This is a genomic window from Staphylococcus shinii, assembly GCF_017583065.1.
Taxonomy (GTDB): domain Bacteria; phylum Bacillota; class Bacilli; order Staphylococcales; family Staphylococcaceae; genus Staphylococcus; species Staphylococcus shinii.
In genome coordinates this window covers 1-19,826 of the sequence record NZ_JAGEVL010000005.1, presented here as the reverse complement: position 1 = coordinate 19,826, position 19,826 = coordinate 1, and the positions used below count along the sequence as shown (strand labels likewise).

The following is a 19,826-nucleotide window of genomic DNA, read 5'->3' as shown; positions in this document are numbered from 1 at the left end:
GAGGTCGAAAAATGAAAAAATTAATGTTTAGTTCAGCATTCTATACGCTATTAGGTATGTTGAGTGGCCTTTTTTACCGTGAAATGTCTAAAGGCGAAAATTTTAGTGGTTATTCTCAATTAAATGTTACACATACACACTTACTCGTTTTAGGTACAATTATGTTCTTAATATTTATGGTAATTGAATATCAATTGAAATTAACTAAAAATAGTAAGTTATTTAATAGCTTTTTCTATATATTCCACTTAGGTATTTTAGTAACAGTAGCAATGCAATATATTAATGGTATTGCGACAATCAAAGGTTTTAGTGTTAGCCCAGCAATAGCAGGTATCGCAGGTTTAGGACACATCATGATTTCTATCGCCTTTATTTTATTCTTTGTACTTTTAAATAAAAGAATAAATGCTAACTCAAATAAACTTAAATAATGATTTAAGTTGTTATAATAAAATCGTTTTAAAGTGCTTATCGTAAAGTAGTAGTTTAAAGCGATTTTATTTATTATGATACAATAATGGACCAAGTAACTATCAATATTAATAATAAAAAGCATCATACTTTGTAATTTTTTAAGTTATTAATATTAACACTCCCAATATGATGATAAATAGATACAGCCATTTTTCAAAATGATTATAAGACGTTAACTTAGATAAATATTTACCTATTATCACTGAAATAATTAAACAAGGTAATGATAATAAAAATAAAGGAATCGTTTGTTCTGTCCATATACCGCCAAACCCTTGCCCCATAACTACAAATATTGCCGTTAAGAAAAAGTGTGCTTGAATTGTACTTCTGAAATCTTTGATATGCCAACTTGATAGAGTCCCGTAAATCACAACTGGAACACCATGAGAGTTATATAGACTACCTAAGGTTCCAGAAACAACACCTGTAATGCCAGACCATATATTAGATTTTAATACAATTCGTATACGATTATTTAGAAAAAAATACTTACTTAATGCATATGTACCATAAATAATTAAAAACCCGCCTAACATTATTTGCACAATATCAGTATTAAAATATCTTAAAATCCAAATACCTATAGGTATACCAACTAAACTACCTGCTAACATAATAAATAAAACACTATATTTTATACTTCTATAATCAGAAAATATATTTAAACTTGCTACAAATAAGCCTGCTAAACCGACTAGAGATATTGTTGTATGTGTTTCTAAACCTATCAGTGCTAGTAACGGCATACTTATGAGTGCTTCTCCAAAACCAAAATATGTTCTTACTAGCCCCCCTAAAAATATCGCCAACAAACTAAGTATTATAAATATATCCATACTTATACTCCTATATTTAAATAATTAAAAAACTTAAAAACAAAGCACTTACACAATTTTCAAATTCATTTATACCATATCATTATTCTTTTTGTTTTTATAAACATTTGAAAATGATTTTAATAATTTAATGAATTAAACGATTAGCAATTTAATATGTAGACTTGCTAAGATTTTTCAAAAGTGTAGAATCGGTGGAAACGCTTACAAATTAGTGTAAATTCATTATGTTAGGAGAATTATTTTGCTTTCAGAGATCATTAGTTTTTTAGATAAAATCATTTGGAGTCCACCGCTCGTCTTTGGATTATTAATTACTGGATTACTATTTTCAATCATGTCTCGTTTTGCACAAATCAGGCAATTTAAAGAAATGATTCGCTTATTATTTAAAGGGGAAAAATCACCACAAGGTATTTCTAGCTTTCAAGCCATATCCCTATCTCTTGCTGGCAGAGTTGGTACTGGGAATATTGTCGGTGTTTCTGCAGCAATTTTTATAGGTGGACCTGGTGCAGTATTTTGGATGTGGGTTACTGCATTAATTGGCGCTAGCACAGCGTTTGTAGAATCCACACTAGGTCAAATCTATAAACAGAAGGAAAACGGAGAATACAGAGGTGGTCCTGCTTTCTATATAGAGAAAGGTATAGGTGGCAAATTTGGTAAAATATTCGCGCTAGTATTTGCCGGTATTACAGTAATATCTATAGGTTTTTTAATGCCAGGTGTTCAATCCAATGCAATTGCAACTTCTTTGCATAGTGCTTTTAATATTCCAAAATGGATTGTAACAATTTTTCTAATCATACTTCTTGCGCTTATAATATTTGGTGGTATTAAACGCATTGCTAGTATGGCTACGGCAGTGGTCCCATTTATGGCTATTGCGTATATTTTGTTAGCTATTTTAATTATTTGCCTGAATTTAGGAGAAGTGCCAGCATTGTTTGCACTTATATTTAAATCTGCACTGGGGCTACAATCAACATTTGGTGGTATAGTCGGAGCAATGATTGAAATTGGGGTAAAAAGAGGGCTTTATTCTAATGAAGCTGGGCAAGGCACAGGCCCTCATGCAGCTGCGGCAGCTGAAGTATCTCATCCAGCTAAACAAGGACTTGTCCAAGCATTCTCTGCATACATAGATACACTATTTGTTTGCACCGCAACTGCATTAATTATTTTAATGTCAGGTACTTTTAACACAACAGATGGTACCAAAAATATTCACGGATCCCCAAATTTAATAGAGGATAATGGTATTTATGTACAGAATGCAGATGGCTCAAAAGATTATTCGGGTACAGCAATGTATGTTCAATCTGGTATTGATAAAGCATTTCAAGGCTCTGACTACCATTTTGATCCTAATTTTGCTGGCTTTGGCTCATACTTTATAGCTATTGCTTTATTTTTCTTTGCATTTACTACAATTTTGGCATACTCATACATTTCTGAAACAAATATGGCATATCTAACTCGGAAAATGACATCTAAAAAATCAAATTTTTTTATCACTTTAACTCGTTGTATGTTAATTATTGCAACTGCATTTGGAACTTTAAAAACAGCAGATGCTGCTTGGGATATGGGAGACTTAGGTGTCGGTTTGATGGCATGGTTAAATATCATAGCTATATGGATTCTATTCAAGCCTGCTTTTCACGCTCTAAAGGATTTTGAAAAGCAGAAAAAAGAAAAAGGTTCCGGTAGATTAGCTGTATATCGTCCTACAAACGAAGAAGTTCCCAATGCTGATTTTTGGATAGATAAAGCAAGTAATGAACAAAATTTTTATAAGAACAAGTAATATAAAATTGCAACGTTACAATAATCACTTATGTCTGAAAAGATTCATTGTATTATTACGTTAAATACAAGATCAGGGTGATTATAATAAAGAAATTAAGAAAGAAAAATCTCAGGGTAAAAACAAACGTAAATTTCTATTAAAATAATATATGAACTGACTTCATTTATTTGAAAAAACCAAAGCACTTTCGTTGAATTCATTTAAAATGAATCAGACGGAGGTGTTTTTTCTATGAAAAGAGTGTCTTATTCATTAGAAACAAAGTATAAAACTATTGAAATGACAATTAAAAGATATCATACAAAAGAAATTATGGATAAATTACATATTCACAATAGAACTTAAATTTCACTTTATAACACTGTATATCTCGTTATTAATTCACAATGCATCGAAAGAATTAACCTTTCGTATATTCTAGCATTGCAAATCATATGACCACCATATTATAAAGTGAAATGATAATTTTGTATTATGAGAATTAATTGGCGCTAAAATACTTTCATTACCAACCTACAACTTTTTACTTGTAATCTATAACCATAGAAATGAGTGTAATATCATCACTGTTATTAATATAGCTGTGGGTAATATCAGATTTAAATCTTAAGGCATCTCTCTCTTTTAACGTAATCACTTCATTTTCTAAATGCATTTCTAGTTGACCTTCAATAATGATAATTGATTCTTCTGACCCAGCTAAATGTGGTTCAGAATTTAAGGTAGCACCTGGATCTAACTCAACGTAGAAAAACTCAAATGACTTACTTTTCTCAAATGGGAAATACGGATACACTCTATATTTCCCTTCATTTTCTGTCACTGGTACGATATCTTCTTTTTTCACTTGTATATAGTCAGATTCTGCTTCACTCATCAGACTACTAAATGACAATTTCAGGCCATTACTAATCTTCCAAACAGTATTAATAGATGGAATTGTATTACCTTTTTCTATTTCATTCAGTGAAGATGTACTCACGCCAGTGAGTTTTGATAATTTTTCCAGACTAATTTTATTTTTCTTTCTATATAAATAAATATTTTTCGCCACAATTTTATGGAATTCCATCATAACTGCCCCTTTTTACATTGACTTTCCTACTTAGCGGATATAAAATCCTTTTAAAAGGATAAATCCTATACATAGGAATTATTACCATTATATTTCCATAGTAAAGGATATCGTGAGGAGAATGCAATTTGTTTATTTCTTTTATCATTTATACATTTTTCATGAGTTATACACCAGGACCAAATAATTTATTAGCTTTGGATGGCAGCTTGCGATTAGGTATTAAAGGCACGTTAAAATTCTTGATAGGTATTGGCTTAGGTTTTTTAACTCTTTCACTTCTATGTCTTGTTTTTAGTGAATATATGACGCTTTATTTCACGAGTTTTATATTTATTATAAAATTAGTAGGTTTTGTTTATTTATTATATCTAGCGTATTCAGTATTCAAACATAATTCTAGCGATGCTAACTTGAGCCATACTTATCGTTTGCGTGATGGATTATACCTTCAATACATGAACCCTAAGACTATCGTTTACGTGTTAACCGCAATTGTTACTTATGTCACTACGCAAGATATGACCATTTTTGCTTCCGTGAGCTATACAGTTACAATCGCATTTATAGGTGTTTCTGGCGCAGTAGCTTGGGCATTTTTAGGTCTTTGTTTCAAAAAAATACTATTAAAATATAATACTGCCTATAAGATTTGTATGTCATTTTGTCTAGTCATCTTGGCCTTTATGATGCTATTAGAATAATGTTCGATTAACAAACCAACCACTATCTAATTATTTTATTTATAAATTTATGTATATACTTTTAAACTAATATAAAAACGGGAATTATAAATGAGTATTTTATCATATCAACTCATCTAACTATGTTAGAAGTATATCTTATCTACTTCATGCATTATAAAATTGAGCTTTATATTTTAAAATATTTAGTCTGATTGTTATTTATTTCAAAACAAGATACAATTAATTATTGTTATTTTGAAAATGAATGTAGAAAACTTTCAAAAATAGAAATAATAGTTTCTTACTTACATAACTAAATTTTGATGTATAAATCTTTTTATACAGTTTCCGTTGATTTATTTAACTCTTAATTGAATAGGTGGTTACATATGTTTTTAGCTTGGAATGAAATTAAACGTAATAAATTAAAATTCAGCTTAATCATTGGTGTATTAATTATGATTAGTTACCTACTTTTCTTATTATCAGGCTTGGCAAGTGGTCTGATGAACATGAATAGAGAAGCTATTGATAAATGGGATGCCGATGCAATCGTATTAAATAAGGATGCAAATCAGACAGTTGAACAATCCATCTTCAACAAATCTAAAGTAGAAAACACTTATAAACAACAAACGACACTAAAACAAACCGGCGTTATCGTATCAAATGGTAAACAAGAAGAAAATGCGCTTCTTTTTGGTGTTAAATCTGATACCTTCTTACTACCTAAAATCATTGAAGGACAAAAAGTAAGCGCCGAAAATGAAGTTGTTGCCGATAAAACTTTAAAAGATAAAGGATTCAAGATAGGTGATAAGTTAACGTTATCGCAATCAGACGAAAAATTAAAAATTGTAGGATTCAGTGAAAGCGCAAAATATAATGCTTCACCAGTACTTTTTTCAAATGATAAAACTATCCAAAACATTAATCCATCATTAGCAGAAGATAAAACAAATGCCGTGGTAGTAAAAGACAAAAATTGGAAACAAAAATCTTTAGATAACGACTTAGAAGCCATCGAAATTGAGAAATTCATTGAAAATTTACCTGGTTACCAAGCACAAAATCTAACTTTAAACTTTATGATTACATTTTTATTCATAATTTCTGCAACAGTCATTGCTATATTTTTATATGTCATTACATTGCAAAAAACAAATCTCTTTGGTGTTTTAAAAGCACAAGGTTTCACAAATGGTTATCTAGCAAAAGTCGTATTATCACAAACTTTTATAATTGCACTCATTGGCACAATTATAGGCCTTGCACTTACGATATTGACAGGTTTCTTTTTACCTGATGCGGTTCCAATTAAATTTAGTTTTGTTACATTAGCAATATACGGTATTGTACTTATTATGGTTTCACTTATAGGAAGCCTCTTCTCGATTTTAACAATTAGAAAAGTTGATCCACTCAAAGCGATTAGTTAACTAGGAGGTATTAAATGCTAGAATTTAAAGATGTTACTAAATACTTTAAAGATGGTAATCAGACCATTGAAGCTGTCAAACCTACGACTGTCAATTTTGATAAAAATGAACTTATCGCTATTATAGGGCCTTCTGGTTCTGGAAAAAGCACATTTTTAACAATGGCAGGCGCATTGCAGACGCCTACATCTGGAGAAATTATCATCAACAATAAAAACATTTCACAGATGAACCAAAAATCATTATCCAATACACGTATGCAAGAAATAGGATTCATTTTACAAGCAACCAATCTCGTTCCTTTTTTGACGGTAAAACAGCAATTTAAATTATTACAAAAACAAAAAAAGGATGTTCTAACATCAAGTGAATATACCCAACTTATGGAACAACTTAATCTCAAAGTAATAGAAAATAAATTACCAAGTGAGATATCTGGCGGGCAAAAACAACGTGTCGCTATCGCTAAAGCTTTATATACAAAGCCTTCACTTATATTAGCGGATGAACCTACCGCTTCTTTAGATACAGATAATGCTATGGAAGTAATGAATATTTTGAAAGAACAAACCGTTCAACACAACAAGACTTGTATCGTTGTAACACACGATGAACGTTTAACTTCATTCTGCGATCGTGTATATCATATGGAAGATGGTACTTTGCAACTGACTTAATCATTTAATAATCTTTTTATAATAAAAAAGAGCGAGGCTTCAATCAAACTGGATTGAGGTCTCACTCTTCTTTTTATTTTATACGATAAAATTCACAATTAAAATTAATCCTAAACCTATAACTGATAAAATGGACTCTAATAAGGTCCAAGTTAAAAATGTTTCTTTCATAGTTAAACCAAAATATTCTTTAAACATCCAAAAGCCTGCATCATTCACATGTGAACAGAAAATACTTCCAGCTCCAATGGCTAAAACGACTAATGAAATGTTTACGTCTGTTGACTGTAATAATGGTAAAACAATACCCACCGACGAAATTGCTGCAACTGTTGTTGACCCTAATGCTGTACGTAATAGCGCTGCAGCTAGCCAAGCAAGAATAAGCGGCGACATTTCAGTGCCTTTAAATATCTCGGAAATGGTATCACCTACACCACCATCAATTAGTATCTGTTTGAATGTTCCGCCACCACCAATAATAAGAATGAGCATTGCAATAGGGGTAATGGCATTCGAAACGGTATCCATAATTTGTTTCATGCTCTGTTTCCTTCTAACCCCCATAGAATAAATTGCAAATAATACAGCAATCAACATTGCAGTTACAGATGTTCCAATAAAGTAAATGAATCCTTCAAAACCGCTTGCTTTTCCGTCTCCATTACCGGTAATTAACTGCACGATTGTAGCTAATAACATTAAGATAACAGGTGCTAGAGCCGTGAGCAAACTCATACCAAAACTTGGTAAATCCTTGTTTTCAAACACTTTAAACTCACCGACAGCCGCTTGGTTGCCTTCTCTTTTAAAAGCTTCGGGTGTTAATTTATGTGCAATTTTTGGAAAAATACCTCCAACAATAATTGCTAAAGGTATACCGATAATAACGCCATACATCAATACATGACCAATATTAGCATTTACCGCTTCTGAAATTGCAACTGGGCCTGGATGTGGTGGTAAAAAACCATGTGTTACTGCTATAGAGGTTGCCATCGGAAGACCAACTGTTAAATTTGAAATCTGCATTCTTTTAGCTAATGTAAATACTAAAGGAATCAATAACACGAATGCTACTTCCAAGAATAGCGATATCCCAATAATAAATGACGCGATAATCATTGCCCACGTCACATATTTCTTACCAAACACATTAATTAATGTATCGGCAATACGTGTAGCGCCGCCGCCATCTGACAATAACTTACCTAATATAGAGCCTAATCCAAAAATGATTGCAATATGCCCTAACGTATCACCCATTCCTTTTTCAATTGTAGTTACAATTGTATCTAACGGCATCCCTAGTAATACACCAGTTAGCATTGAAGTAATGATTAGTGCAATAAACGTATTAAGTTTAAACCACATAATTAACATTAATAATATGAGTACCCCAATCACAACAGCAACTAACGGCCAAAATTCTCCCATCATGTAATTCCCCTACTTTCTATATCTCTTTCGTATTCATCTTATATACAGTTGTTAACGTATCTTCATCACCAATATTTCCTGGGAAAATAACATAAGGCATTTGACTATATTTTGCTTCTTCTCCTGTTAGCCATACTGGTACACCTTGCGTTATTTGACCGATAACACACGCTTTTTTAATATTCAGTCCTTTAGTGGCAACGTCGCTAGAAGTAATACCACCTTTAGCAATAATGAATCTTGGCTTTACTTTTAACCCTTGTACAATACCAACTAATGCATTTGAAATATTCGTAGAAATACTTAAATTATTCGTTAAATCTTCTGTTTTTATTACATCTCTTGAAGTATAAACGACGACATCTCTCCCCGTTTGAATAAACGATGACACCTTTTCTATCTGTTGGTTTATGTACGATTGTAAATCATTTGTAGTTACTGCTTTCACATCAAATTCAATGGACGCAATATTAGTATTTGTTAATAAATGTTGAAGTTGCGATGAAGTTTTTTTAACATGTGATCCTACAATCATAAGCCCACCATTAGTTTGATTACTAAAATGATTTAAATTAATAATTTCGCCTGGCGTTTCACACATAGCTTTAACAAATGACGCAGCTGTTCTAAACATGAATTTTTTATCATTGTTTCCTAAAAATGCAGTTAAACATGACACGAAATAATCCATATCTTCATCATTTAATGCATCGACAATAACAGCATCAAAATTTGAAATACTACTAAGCACTTCATTAATTGATTTGTCATCACGTTCACGTATTTGTGATAAGCGAATATGTTTTACGTCATTAGCATTAATTTCTCCATGACTTTTTTCTTCAATAAAGCTTGCCATTGTTCTACTACTAAATCCAAATGTAGTATCATTTGCAAACTCACTTTCTGACACAGGCATATACGTGTCGCCTTCTCTTAAGTAATGAACACCTTCAAATGTGTAACGTTTACCTTCAAAGAACGCCGGTATATAAAACACGCCATCAAATTGTTCATCTGAAGCTCCACTCAAGACTTTCGGCTCTAAATAAAAATGGCCTCTTAGTGTGGAATCCCCTCTACTTATTACAATGTATGGATGATCTAATCGTTGTGAAACTCGTGCTATATTTCTGCTAATTTCTTGATGTAATTCTGTTGTTTCTTGTTCATTTAACGCTCTAGAATTCGTTAATATATAAAACATATGGTTTTCTTGCTTAAAGCCATCTTCAATTAACGATTCCGACCATTCTGTATACACCGGTAAGTCTTTTACTGTTTGAGTACCAGTTGGGTCGTCATCTAGGACAATAATTTTATATTTAAAAGTATTAAGATTTTTTGAAATAACATCATGCTTCATTTCATTTATTAAACGTTCAGTTAACATCTTTTCACCTACATATTATTTATATTTTCAAAGTATTTTATAATGCCAGAATGGTCATTCATACCATTACCGTGAGCAACTTCTGATTTATATATTTCTTTCACTTGATTTGCTATAGGTAATGTAAGACCAACTGTATCCGCTGTTGAACTCACGTTCTTCATATCTTTTAAATTTATATTTAACGTGCCCCCAGGTTGATAATCTTCCTCAATCATTTTTGGAAACTTCGCATCCATTACACTAGAACCTGCTAAACCACCTTTAATTGCTTCATACATATTTGCTAAATCTATATCAAATTTTTTTGCTAATACTACTGCTTCTGAAAGCGCCGCAATATTGGTATTAACTATAATTTGATTTGCTAATTTTACTACGCTACCAGCACCAACGTCTCCAACTCTTATAACCGATGCAGCAATAGGTTCTAAAACTTTTTGAACTTCCGGTAAATCCGTTTCTGCGCAACCAATCATCACTGATAATTCACCTGTTATAGCTAAAGGTTCTCCTCCACTTACGGGAGCATCCATATATTTAACTTGTCTTGTTTCAAGCACTTTACTTATTTCCAATGATTCATTAGGCGTTAGTGAACTAGTATCAACAACAGCTTTTACTTTAATATCTGTTTGCTTTAATATTGCATCTTCACCACTATATAAAACAGCCTTTACTATCGCACCATTTGGTAATGATGTAATAACATAGTCAGCTTGTTGAGCCATTTGTTGTACTGAAACAGCATTTGCGCCTCGCATCACTACTTCGTGTTCTGCCTCTTTATTTAAATCATTAACAAGAACAGTTACGTTCGCTTTTAATAAATTTTCTACCATGGGCTTGCCCATAATACCTAAACCTATAAATCCTACTTTCACAATCAACACCCTTTCTGAAAACGTTTACAACGATAATTGTATACTAAAACATTAAAAATGTATACATTTTATTACTAATTTTTTTATAGTACACTTAATGTAATGAGGTGAGTTAATTGAATAATAGTGAATTAACAATTTATCAAAGAATAAGAAATGATATCATTTCTGGAGCTTTTAAAAAGGACGAGAAAATTACCGAAGCTAAGCTTGCTAAAAAGTATGAAGTTAGTCGAACACCAATTCGTGAAGCTTTAAAACAACTAGAATTAGAATACTTTATTAAAAACGCTTATATTTTCATACCAACTACTGAAGAATATAGACAGATATTTGAAATGCGTATTTTATTAGAAACACATGCCTTAAAAAAAGCTGCTATTGTTTATACAACATCAGATTTAGAAGAATTAAAAAGCTACACTGAGATAGATATTGAAGTGGAAGATGAAGCTAAAATCATTGAAATCAATGATAAATTTCATCAGAAAATCATCGCTGCTACTAATAACCAATTTATTCTAGATACATACCAGAAGTATAAGAGTTTCATTTATTTATTTAGTCAAACTGTAATTAACAAACGTCGTCCTGGCTTAATAGAAGAACATAAAGCCATTGTTTCAGCGCTTTATGATAGAGATATTAATTTAGCTGTCACGTTACTCGAAAACCATTTAAAAAACGACTTAGAATTCAGCCTTTATTATTTAGAATTTAAGAACAATAAATAATTTAAAAAGACACGAAATTTTAATAGTTTCGTGTCTTTTTATGAAGTGAAAATTAATTTATAGTCGCTGAATTATCGTACGCAAATCATTAGCATTGATTTTCTGTTAAACAAGGTATATATTATTGGCAACAAGTATATTTTTTATACCTGCAGTTTATATATAACGTAAACAGGTAATAATTAATACAATGATAACTATTATATTTATGGAGGTGCTTTATGAATATCATTGGCCATCATCACATTTCGATGTATACAAAAGATGCGCAAATCAATAAAGAATTTTATACTCAAATTTTAGGGTTACGTTTAGTTGAAAAATCTGTAAATCAAGATAATCCTACGATGTATCATTTGTTTTTTGGAGATGAAATTGGTTCTGCTGGAACATTGCTGAGCTTTTTTGAAATACCTAATCTAGGAAAAAATCGCCCAGGTACCAATTCAATTCATCGTATATGTTTATTAATCCCTGATGTATCCTCTTTAATTTATTTTCAATCTCGATTAGAAGATAACAATGTAGCTACGACAAATATGACATATTTAAATCAACAAGCCTTGTTATTTAAAGATCCAGATGATTTAGAGGTTATACTAATCGTTAACAATCAATATAATATACCAAAAACATGGCGCAAGAACCCATACTCAGATATTCCTACAAAGCATCAAATTTTAGGTATGGGCCCTGTAGAATTACGACTACGTGATACTCAAAAAACAATTAATTTTTTACAGCAAGAATTGCGTTATACTCTAAGAAAAGATACAGAGGAAACAGTTATGACCTTAGATGAAAGTGGTTTGTACTCAGACTTTGTAATCTTCGAACAGCAAGGTGAGCGCGCTAGACCTGGTCAAGGCTACGTACACCACATAGCTGTAAATACACCCAGAGATTCAAATTTAGAAGCTATTTTATCAACAATTAATCAAAACCCTGGAAACAATAGTGGTATTATTGATCGTTACTTTTTCAAATCATTATACTACCGACATAATAGTATTATGTATGAATTTGCAACAGAATCCCCTGGTTTCACAGTAGACACAGCTATTGAGAATTTGGGTGAACAACTCAACTTACCAGATTTTATGGAAGAGCAACGTACTCAAATTGAATCACAATTACACGATTTATAAAGGATGATGATATATGGCTATTTTAAAAATGAATGAAAATACTCCATTAGAATTTGGGCTTTATTCACTTGGAGACCACCTTCTCAACCCTCATAATGGTGAAAAAGTAAGCTACGAACAACGTATACAAGAATTAATCGAGGCAAGTCAATTAGCAGAACAAGCAGGTATAGATGTATTCGGTGTGGGAGAAAGTCACCAAGAGCACTTTACTACACAAGCACATACGGTGGTATTAGGTGCTATAGCGCAAGCGACTAATAAAATTAAAATATCTAGTTCTTCTTCAATTATAAGCGCAGCAGACCCAGTTAGAATATTTGAAGATTTTGCGACATTAGACCTAATATCACATGGAAGAGCAGAAATAGTAGCAGGTAGAGCTTCTCGTACAGGTATCTTTGATTTATTTGGCTTAGATTTAAATAATTATGATGAGCTTTATGAAGAAAAATTGAACTTACTGTTAGAATTGAACAAAACCGATAAAATCACTTGGTCTGGTAAATTCAGACCAGATTTAAATAATATGAAAATTTTCCCTAGACCGATAGATGATAAATTACCAATTTGGCGTGCTGTAGGCGGGCCAGCAGCAAGCGCTATCAAAGCGGGACGACAAGGTATCCCAATGATGATTACAACACTAGGTGGGCCAGCGATGACATTTAAAGATTCAATAGATGAATACCGATTAACTGCAAAAGAACATGGTTTCGATACTTCACCACAATCTTTACCAGTTTCCACTGCTAGTTTATTCTATACTGCTGAAACAACTCAATTAGCTTTAAAAGAATATTACCCGCACCTTAACGTTGGTATGTCATTTATAAGAGGAGCTGGATATCCAAAACAACAATTTGCTAACGCCCCTGATTATAGAGATGCCTTAATGGTCGGCAGTCCACAACAAATCATTGAAAAAATACTTTACCAACACGAACTTTATAATCATCAAAGATTTATGGCTCAAATTGATTTTGGTGGCGTACCTTTTGATAAAATTATGAAAAATATAGAACTCATTGGTAATGAAATCATTCCAGGTGTTAAAAAACATTTGAACAAATAGGAGGTATACAATGAAGAACGTCGTGCTACTTTCTGGTTCTACAGTTGGCTCTAAAACAAGTACTGCTATGAAATATCTAAACGAAGCTATTACAAATCAAGATGATACACTAAACATCCAATTATTCGATTTAAAGAATTTAGATTTATCTTTTAGCGATGGACGAAATTACTTGGACTATTCTGGAGACACATTAGAATTAACTACTGCTTTAATGCAAGCTGATATTATTTTTATAGGTTTTCCAATCTTTCAAGCATCTATACCAGGAACACTTAAAAACGTATTTGATTTACTTCCTGTTAATGCATTTAGAGATAAAGTCGTTGGTATTGTGGCCACAGCGGGTTCTCCAAAACATTATTTAATTGCTGAAACACAATTAAAACCAATATTAAGCTATATGAAAGCACACGTTATGCAAACTTATGTATTTATCGAAGAACGTGATTTTTCTAATGGCACTATCGTTAACGATGACATTATATTTAGAATTAATGAGTTAGCAACATCAACATTACGTGTTTCTAAGCTATATAATCAACTTTTAGAAGAAGAAAATAGCCAATATGATTTTTAAATCATAATCGTATTAATGTTTTAGCTATCTACAAATTTAAAGATCCGAGACATAAATTTATGCCTCGGATCTTTTTTGACCTATAAAAATAGTCATTATTAAATTTTAGCTATTATTTTCTGTGTCTTTCTTTTTTTCTTGTCGTTTTCTTAAGAGCATCATTGAACCTATAGTGCCAAGTAAAGCACCAAAAATCCAGCTATCTTTATTTTTTCCACCTGTATTTGGTAAATGAGCTATTGAATGCATACTATGTTCAGAATGTTCATTAGTTTCATCCTTCATTATTTGTAAATGATTTGAAACTACATTTAATGGTTGCAACCCTGTGTTATATCTATGCAGATGTGTTTGAGGTCTATCATCTAATGAAACATTATCTCTATCATTTAAAGTTTGTACTTTTACATTTTTATTTATACGTTTATGTGAGTTTGAATTTTTGATAGTATTGTCTAAATGTTTGTTTGCCATATTATGATTCTGACCTTTTACAGTTGGTGATTCTATATCTAATATACCATTGCCGTCTTTATCATTAACTTCTGGTGAAGTCACTGAACCAATTTGATTTAAACGTGTTTGTAGTGCATCTTTACCTATTGTGCCGTTTGGTACATCGTTCAGTTTTTCTGACGCATTTGTTTTTGCTATTTCTAACGCTTCAATTAATTGGTCTAACTCGGCTTTTTCACTTGGATTAATTAAATTATCGGATGTGATTTCTGCTAACTTATTATCGACGGCTTTCTTAGCTTGTTCTACTGCCGTAATTGCTTCTTCTGCTTTAGACAACTGCTCTGTATCTAGCACTCCATTGGCGTCTTGATCATTTACTTCTGGTACTGTCACTGAATCAATTTGGTCTAAGCGACTTTGTAGTGTATCTTTACCTGTTGTAGCGTTTGGTACATCGTTCAGTTTTTCTGACGCATTTGCTTTTGCTGTTTCTAACGCTTCAATTAATTTATCTAATTCAGCTTTCTCATTTGGATTTACTAAGTTATCAGACGTAATCTCAGACAACTTATTGTCGACGGCTTTCTTAGCTTGTTCTACTGCTTCAATTGCTTGTTCTGCCTCTGATAATTGCTCTGTGTCTAAAACCCCATTACTATCTTGGTCATTTACTTCTGGCAAAGTCACTGAACCAATTTGATCTAAGCGTGTTTGTAACCCATCTTTACCTGTTGTACCGTTTGGTACGCTATTCAATTTCGTTGAAGCATCTGCTTTCGCTGTTTCTAATGCTTCGATGAGTTGTTCTAACCCAACTTTTTCACTTGGATTTACTAATCCATCCGCTGTGATTTCTGCTAACTTATTATCGACGGCTTTCTTAGCTTCTTCCACTGCTTCAATTGCTTGTTCTGCTTTAGACAACTGCTCTGTATCTAAAACCCCATTGGCGTCTTGATCATTTACTTCTGGTGATGTTACTGAGTCAATTTGATCTAAACGTGTTTGTAACTCATCTTTACCTGTTGTACCGTCTGGTACATTGTTTAATTTCGTTAAAGCATCTGCTTTCGCTGTTTCTAACGCTTCGATAAGTTGATCTAACTCAGCTTTTTCACTTGGATTTACTAATCCATCCGCTGTGATTTCTGCTAACTTATTATCGACGGCTTTCTTAGCTTGTTCTACTGTCGTAATTCCTTCTTCTACCTCTGATAACTGTTCAGTATCTAAAACACCATTACTGTCTTGATCATTCACTTCTGGAGAAATCACTGAATCAATTTGATCTAAACGTGTTTGTAACTCATCCTTACCTGTCGTACCGTTTGGTACACTATTTAATTTCGTTAAAGCATCTGCTTTCGCTGTTTCTAACGTTTCGATAAGTTGATCTAATTCGAATTTCTCTTCTGGATTAATTAATCCGTCCGATGTGATTTCAGATAACTTATTATCGACGGCTTTCTTAGCTTGTTCTACTGCTTCAATTGCTTGTGCTACCTCTGATAACTGCTCTGTATCTTTAACCCCATTACTATCTCGGTCATTTACTTCTGGTAAACTCACTGAACCAATTTGATCTAGGCGTGTTTGTAACCCATCTTTTCCTGGTGTGCCAGTTGGTACTTTGTTTAATTTTGTTGAAGTTTCTGCTTTTGCCGTTTCTAACGCTTCGATGAGTTGTTCTAATTCGGCTTTTTCTTCTGGATTTACTAAGCTATCCGATGTGATTTCAGTTAACTTGTTAGCTGCTGCTTGTTTAGCTTCTTCTACTGCCGTAATTGCTTCTTCTGCTTTAGACAACTGCTCTGTATCTAAAACTCCATTGGCGTCTTGATCATTTACTTCTGGTGCTGTTACTGAGTCAATTTGATCTAAACGTGTTTGTAACTCATCTTTACCTGTTGTACCGTTTGGTACACTGTTTAATTTCGTTGAAGCTTCTGCTTTAGCTATTTCTAATGCTTCGATGAGTTGATCTAACTCAGCTTTTTCACTTGGATTTACTAATCCATCCGATGTGATTTCAGACAACTTATTATCTGCAGCTTGTTTAGCTTGTTCCACTGCCGCAATTGCTTCTTCTGCCTCTGATAACTGTTCTGTATCTAGCACGCCATTACTATCTCGATCATTTACTTCTAGCGCTGTCACTGAGTCAATTTGTTTTAAGCGTGTTTGTAACTCATCTTTACCTGTTGTACCGTCTGGTACACTATTCAATTTCTCTGAAGCTTCTGCTTTCGCTGTTTCTAACGCTTCGATAAGTTGATCTAACTCAGCTTTTTCACTTGGATTTACTAATCCATCAGATGTGATCTCAGACAACTTGTTAGCTGCTGCTTTTTTAGCTTCTTCTACTGCCATAATTGCTTGTGCTGCCTCAGACAGTTGGTCTGTGTCTAACACGCCATTACCATCCTGGTCATTGACCTCAGGCGCTGTTACTGAACCAATTTGTTCTAAGCGACTTTGTAGTGTATCTTTGCCTGTCGTACCGTTTGGTACACTGCTCAATTTCGTCGAAGCTTCTACTTTAGCTGTTTCTAACGCTTCAATAAGTTGATCTAACTCGGCTTTTTCACTTGGATTTACTAATCCATCAGATGTGATTTCAGTTAACTTGTTATCTACAGCGATCTTAGCTTGTTCTACTGCTTCAATTGCTTGCTCCGCCTCTGATAATTGCTCGGTATCTAGCACGCCATTACCATCTTGATCATTGACCTCAGGCGCTGTTACTGAACCAATTTGGTCTAGACGTGTTTGTAACTCGTCTTTGCCTGTTGTACCGTTTGGTACATTATTCAATTTCGTCGAAGCTTCTACTTTCGCTGTTTCTAATGCTTCGATAAGTTTATCTAACTCAGCTTTCTCACTTGGATTTACTAATCCATCAGATGTAACTTCAGATAACTTATTATCCACGGCTTTCTTAGCTTCTTCCACTGCTTCAATTGCTTCTTCTGCCTCAGATAACTGCTCGGTATCTAGTACACCATTGCCGTCTTGATCATTCACTTCTGGCGCTGTCACTGAATCAATTTGATCTAGACGTGTTTGTAATCCGTCTTTACCTGTTGTACCATCTGGTACATTATTTAATTTCGTTAAAGCATCTGCTTTCGCTGTTTCTAATGCTTCGATGAGTTGTTCTAACCCAACTTTTTCACTTGGGTCAACCAAATTATCGGCTGTGATTTCCGCTAACTTATTGTCTGCAGCTTTCTTAGCTTCTTCCGCTGCTTCAATCGCTTGTTCTGCCTCTGATAATTGTTCTGTATCTTTAACCCCATTACTATCTCGGTCATTTACTTCTGGTGTTGTCACTGAACCAATTTGGTTTAAGCGTGTTTGTAATCCATCTTTACCTGTTGTACCGTTTGGTACATTATTGAGTTTTTCTGACGCATTTGCTTTTGCCGTTTCTAATGCCTCAATTAATTCCTCTAATTCTGCTTTTTCATTTGGATTTACTAAGTTATCAGACGTAATCTCAGACAACTTGTTAGCTGCTGCTTTTTTAGCTTCTTCTACTGCCATAATTGCTTGTGCTGCCTCAGACAGTTGGTCTGTGTCTAACACGCCATTACCATCCTGGTCATTGGCCTCGGGCACTGTTACTGAACCAATTTGGTCTAAGAGACTTTGTAGTGTATCTTTGCCTGTCGTACCGTTTGGTACATTGTTTAATTTCGCTGAAACTTCTGCTTTCGCTGTTTCTAACACTTCGATAAGTTGATCTAACTCAGCTTTTTCACTTGGATTTACTAATCCATCCGCTGTGATTTCTGTTAACTTATTATCGACGGCTTTCTTAGCTTCTTCCACTGCCACAATTGCTTGTTCTGCCTCTGATAATTGTTCAGTGTCTAAAACACCATTACTATCTTGGTCATTTACTTCTGGGATTGTCACTGAGTCAATTTGGTCTAAACGTGTTTGTAACCCATCTTTTCCTGGTGTACCGTCTGGTACATTGTTTAATTTCGTCGAAGCTTCTACTTTAGCTGTTTCTAACGTTTCGATTAATTTATCTAATTCGGCTTTCTCATTTGGATTTACTAATCCATCCGATGTGATTTCCGCTAACTTATTGTCTGCAGCTTTCTTAGCTTTTTCCACTGCTTCAATTGCTTGTTCCGCCTCAGATAACTGCTCGGTATCTAGTACACCATTACCATCTTGATCATTTACTTCTGGTAAAGTCACTGAACCAATTTGTTTTAAGCGTGTTTGTAGTGCATCTTTACCTGTTGTACCGTCTGGTACATTGTTTAATTTCGTCGAAGCTTCTACTTTAGCTGTTTCTAATGCTTCGATGAGTTGTTCTAATTCGGCTTTTTCTTCTGGATTTACTAAGTTATCAGACGTAATCTCAGACAACTTGTTAGCTGCTGCTTTTTTAGCTTCTTCTACTGCCGTAATTGCTTGTTCTGCCTCTGATAATTGTTCAGTGTCCAAGACTCCATTACTATCTTGGTCATTTACTTTTGGTAAAGTTACTGTACCAATTTGATCTAAGCGTGTTTGTAACCCATCTTTACCTGTTGTACCGTTTGGTACGCTATTCAATTTCGTCGAAGCATCTACTTTCGCTGTTTCTAATGTTTCGATTAATTTTTCTAACTCAGTTTTTTCATTTGGATTTACTAATCCATCCGATATGATTTCTGCTAACTTATTATCGACAGCTTGTTTAGCTTGTTCCACTCCTACAATTGCTTGTTCCGCCTCAGATAATTGTTTAGTATCTAGAACACCATTACCATCTTGGTCATTTACTTCAGGCGCTGTCACTGGATCAATTTGGTCTAGACGTGTTTGTAATCCGTCTTTGCCTGTTGTACCATTTGGTACACTGCTCAATTTCGTCGAAGCATCTGCCTTAGCTGTTTCTAATGCATCGATAAGTTGATTTAACTCAGCTTTCTCACTTGGATTTACTAAGTTATCAGACGTAATCTCAGACAACTTGTTAGCTGCTGCTTTTTTAGCTTCTTCTACTGCCGTAATTGCTTGTGCTGCCTCTGATAATTGGTCTGTATCTTTAACCCCATTACTATCTCGGTCATTTACTTCCGGTGTTGTCACTGAACCA

General features: G+C 33.5%; 15 protein-coding genes. 9 read left to right on the top strand and 6 right to left on the bottom strand.

Annotated elements, in window-relative coordinates:
* Positions 1–11 precede the first annotated feature (11 nt).
* Positions 12–434: a DUF2871 domain-containing protein gene (locus tag J5E45_RS06670; protein WP_208181892.1), complete on the top strand. Its 423-nt coding sequence runs from the start codon at positions 12–14 to the stop codon at positions 432–434.
* A 141-nt stretch (positions 435–575) separates the two neighbouring features.
* Here J5E45_RS06670 and J5E45_RS06665 read toward each other — a convergent pair whose 3' ends face one another.
* Positions 576–1,316 (bottom strand): sulfite exporter TauE/SafE family protein, encoded by a 741-nt coding sequence (locus tag J5E45_RS06665; protein ID WP_039069654.1) that lies wholly within the window; start codon positions 1,314–1,316, stop codon positions 576–578.
* A 244-nt stretch (positions 1,317–1,560) separates the two neighbouring features.
* On the opposite strand from J5E45_RS06665, the gene J5E45_RS06660 reads away from it, so the two are divergent.
* Positions 1,561–3,129 carry an alanine/glycine:cation symporter family protein gene (locus J5E45_RS06660; RefSeq protein ID WP_039069653.1) on the top strand — a complete coding sequence of 523 codons (1,569 nt, stop codon included), beginning with the start codon at positions 1,561–1,563 and terminating at the stop codon, positions 3,127–3,129.
* A gap of 526 nt (positions 3,130–3,655) precedes the next feature.
* On the opposite strand, the gene J5E45_RS06655 is transcribed toward J5E45_RS06660, so the two are convergent.
* Positions 3,656–4,204, bottom strand: coding sequence for a helix-turn-helix domain-containing protein (locus J5E45_RS06655; protein ID WP_039069652.1), 549 nt, complete (start codon positions 4,202–4,204; stop codon positions 3,656–3,658).
* 131 nt (positions 4,205–4,335) lie between these two features.
* Between J5E45_RS06655 and J5E45_RS06650 the strand changes: the two genes are divergently transcribed.
* From J5E45_RS06650 to J5E45_RS06640, 3 genes are all read left to right on the top strand, one after another.
* Positions 4,336–4,911 (top strand): LysE family transporter, encoded by a 576-nt coding sequence (locus J5E45_RS06650; RefSeq protein ID WP_208181890.1) that lies wholly within the window; start codon positions 4,336–4,338, stop codon positions 4,909–4,911.
* 371 nt (positions 4,912–5,282) lie between these two features.
* Complete coding sequence (locus J5E45_RS06645) at positions 5,283–6,332, top strand: ABC transporter permease (protein ID WP_039069650.1); 1,050 nt, start codon at positions 5,283–5,285, stop codon at positions 6,330–6,332.
* A 14-nt stretch (positions 6,333–6,346) separates the two neighbouring features.
* Positions 6,347–7,009, top strand: a complete 663-nt coding sequence (locus J5E45_RS06640; RefSeq protein WP_039069649.1) for an ABC transporter ATP-binding protein — start codon at positions 6,347–6,349, stop codon at positions 7,007–7,009.
* A gap of 78 nt (positions 7,010–7,087) precedes the next feature.
* Here J5E45_RS06640 and J5E45_RS06635 read toward each other — a convergent pair whose 3' ends face one another.
* The 3 genes from J5E45_RS06635 to J5E45_RS06625 are packed head-to-tail and all read right to left on the bottom strand — an operon-like array spanning position 7,088 to position 10,726.
* Positions 7,088–8,449, bottom strand: coding sequence for a gluconate:H+ symporter (locus J5E45_RS06635; protein ID WP_208181889.1), 1,362 nt, complete (start codon positions 8,447–8,449; stop codon positions 7,088–7,090).
* A 16-nt stretch (positions 8,450–8,465) separates the two neighbouring features.
* On the bottom strand, positions 8,466–9,842 hold the full coding sequence (locus J5E45_RS06630; RefSeq protein ID WP_039069647.1) for a four-carbon acid sugar kinase family protein: 1,377 nt from the start codon (positions 9,840–9,842) through the stop codon (positions 8,466–8,468).
* A gap of 8 nt (positions 9,843–9,850) precedes the next feature.
* Positions 9,851–10,726, bottom strand: a complete 876-nt coding sequence (locus J5E45_RS06625) for an NAD(P)-binding domain-containing protein (RefSeq protein WP_039069646.1) — start codon at positions 10,724–10,726, stop codon at positions 9,851–9,853.
* Between the two features lie 116 nt (positions 10,727–10,842).
* On the opposite strand from J5E45_RS06625, the gene J5E45_RS06620 reads away from it, so the two are divergent.
* The 4 genes from J5E45_RS06620 to J5E45_RS06605 all read left to right on the top strand — a co-directional run bounded on the left by J5E45_RS06620 (position 10,843) and on the right by J5E45_RS06605 (position 14,263).
* Complete coding sequence (locus J5E45_RS06620) at positions 10,843–11,460, top strand: GntR family transcriptional regulator (RefSeq protein ID WP_208181887.1); 618 nt, start codon at positions 10,843–10,845, stop codon at positions 11,458–11,460.
* 221 nt (positions 11,461–11,681) lie between these two features.
* The gene (locus J5E45_RS06615) at positions 11,682–12,608 is read left to right on the top strand and encodes a VOC family protein (protein ID WP_208181886.1); all 927 of its coding nucleotides are present in this window, start codon (positions 11,682–11,684) and stop codon (positions 12,606–12,608) included.
* Positions 12,609–12,621: 13 nt separating this feature from the next.
* Positions 12,622–13,683 (top strand): LLM class flavin-dependent oxidoreductase, encoded by a 1,062-nt coding sequence (locus J5E45_RS06610; protein WP_039069643.1) that lies wholly within the window; start codon positions 12,622–12,624, stop codon positions 13,681–13,683.
* A 10-nt stretch (positions 13,684–13,693) separates the two neighbouring features.
* The gene (locus J5E45_RS06605; RefSeq protein WP_039069642.1) at positions 13,694–14,263 is read left to right on the top strand and encodes an NADPH-dependent FMN reductase; all 570 of its coding nucleotides are present in this window, start codon (positions 13,694–13,696) and stop codon (positions 14,261–14,263) included.
* A gap of 105 nt (positions 14,264–14,368) precedes the next feature.
* On the opposite strand, the gene J5E45_RS06600 is transcribed toward J5E45_RS06605, so the two are convergent.
* Positions 14,369–19,826 (bottom strand): GA-like domain-containing protein (locus J5E45_RS06600; RefSeq protein WP_208181884.1); only part of this gene is annotated, 5,458 nt, incomplete at its 5' end.

What these genes read in the sequence shown, in the direction of transcription:
- J5E45_RS06610 (WP_039069643.1), top strand. Translation starts at nt 12,622, where the DNA reads ATGGCTATTTTAAAAATGAATGAAAATACTCCATTAGAATTTGGGCTT.
- J5E45_RS06635 (WP_208181889.1), bottom strand. Translation starts at nt 8,449, where the DNA reads ATGATGGGAGAATTTTGGCCGTTAGTTGCTGTTGTGATTGGGGTACTC.
- J5E45_RS06670 (WP_208181892.1), top strand. Translation starts at nt 12, where the DNA reads ATGAAAAAATTAATGTTTAGTTCAGCATTCTATACGCTATTAGGTATG.
- J5E45_RS06665 (WP_039069654.1), bottom strand. Translation starts at nt 1,316, where the DNA reads ATGGATATATTTATAATACTTAGTTTGTTGGCGATATTTTTAGGGGGG.
- J5E45_RS06645 (WP_039069650.1), top strand. Translation starts at nt 5,283, where the DNA reads ATGTTTTTAGCTTGGAATGAAATTAAACGTAATAAATTAAAATTCAGC.
- J5E45_RS06615 (WP_208181886.1), top strand. Translation starts at nt 11,682, where the DNA reads ATGAATATCATTGGCCATCATCACATTTCGATGTATACAAAAGATGCG.
- J5E45_RS06605 (WP_039069642.1), top strand. Translation starts at nt 13,694, where the DNA reads ATGAAGAACGTCGTGCTACTTTCTGGTTCTACAGTTGGCTCTAAAACA.
- J5E45_RS06655 (WP_039069652.1), bottom strand. Translation starts at nt 4,204, where the DNA reads ATGGAATTCCATAAAATTGTGGCGAAAAATATTTATTTATATAGAAAG.
- J5E45_RS06640 (WP_039069649.1), top strand. Translation starts at nt 6,347, where the DNA reads ATGCTAGAATTTAAAGATGTTACTAAATACTTTAAAGATGGTAATCAG.
- J5E45_RS06630 (WP_039069647.1), bottom strand. Translation starts at nt 9,842, where the DNA reads ATGTTAACTGAACGTTTAATAAATGAAATGAAGCATGATGTTATTTCA.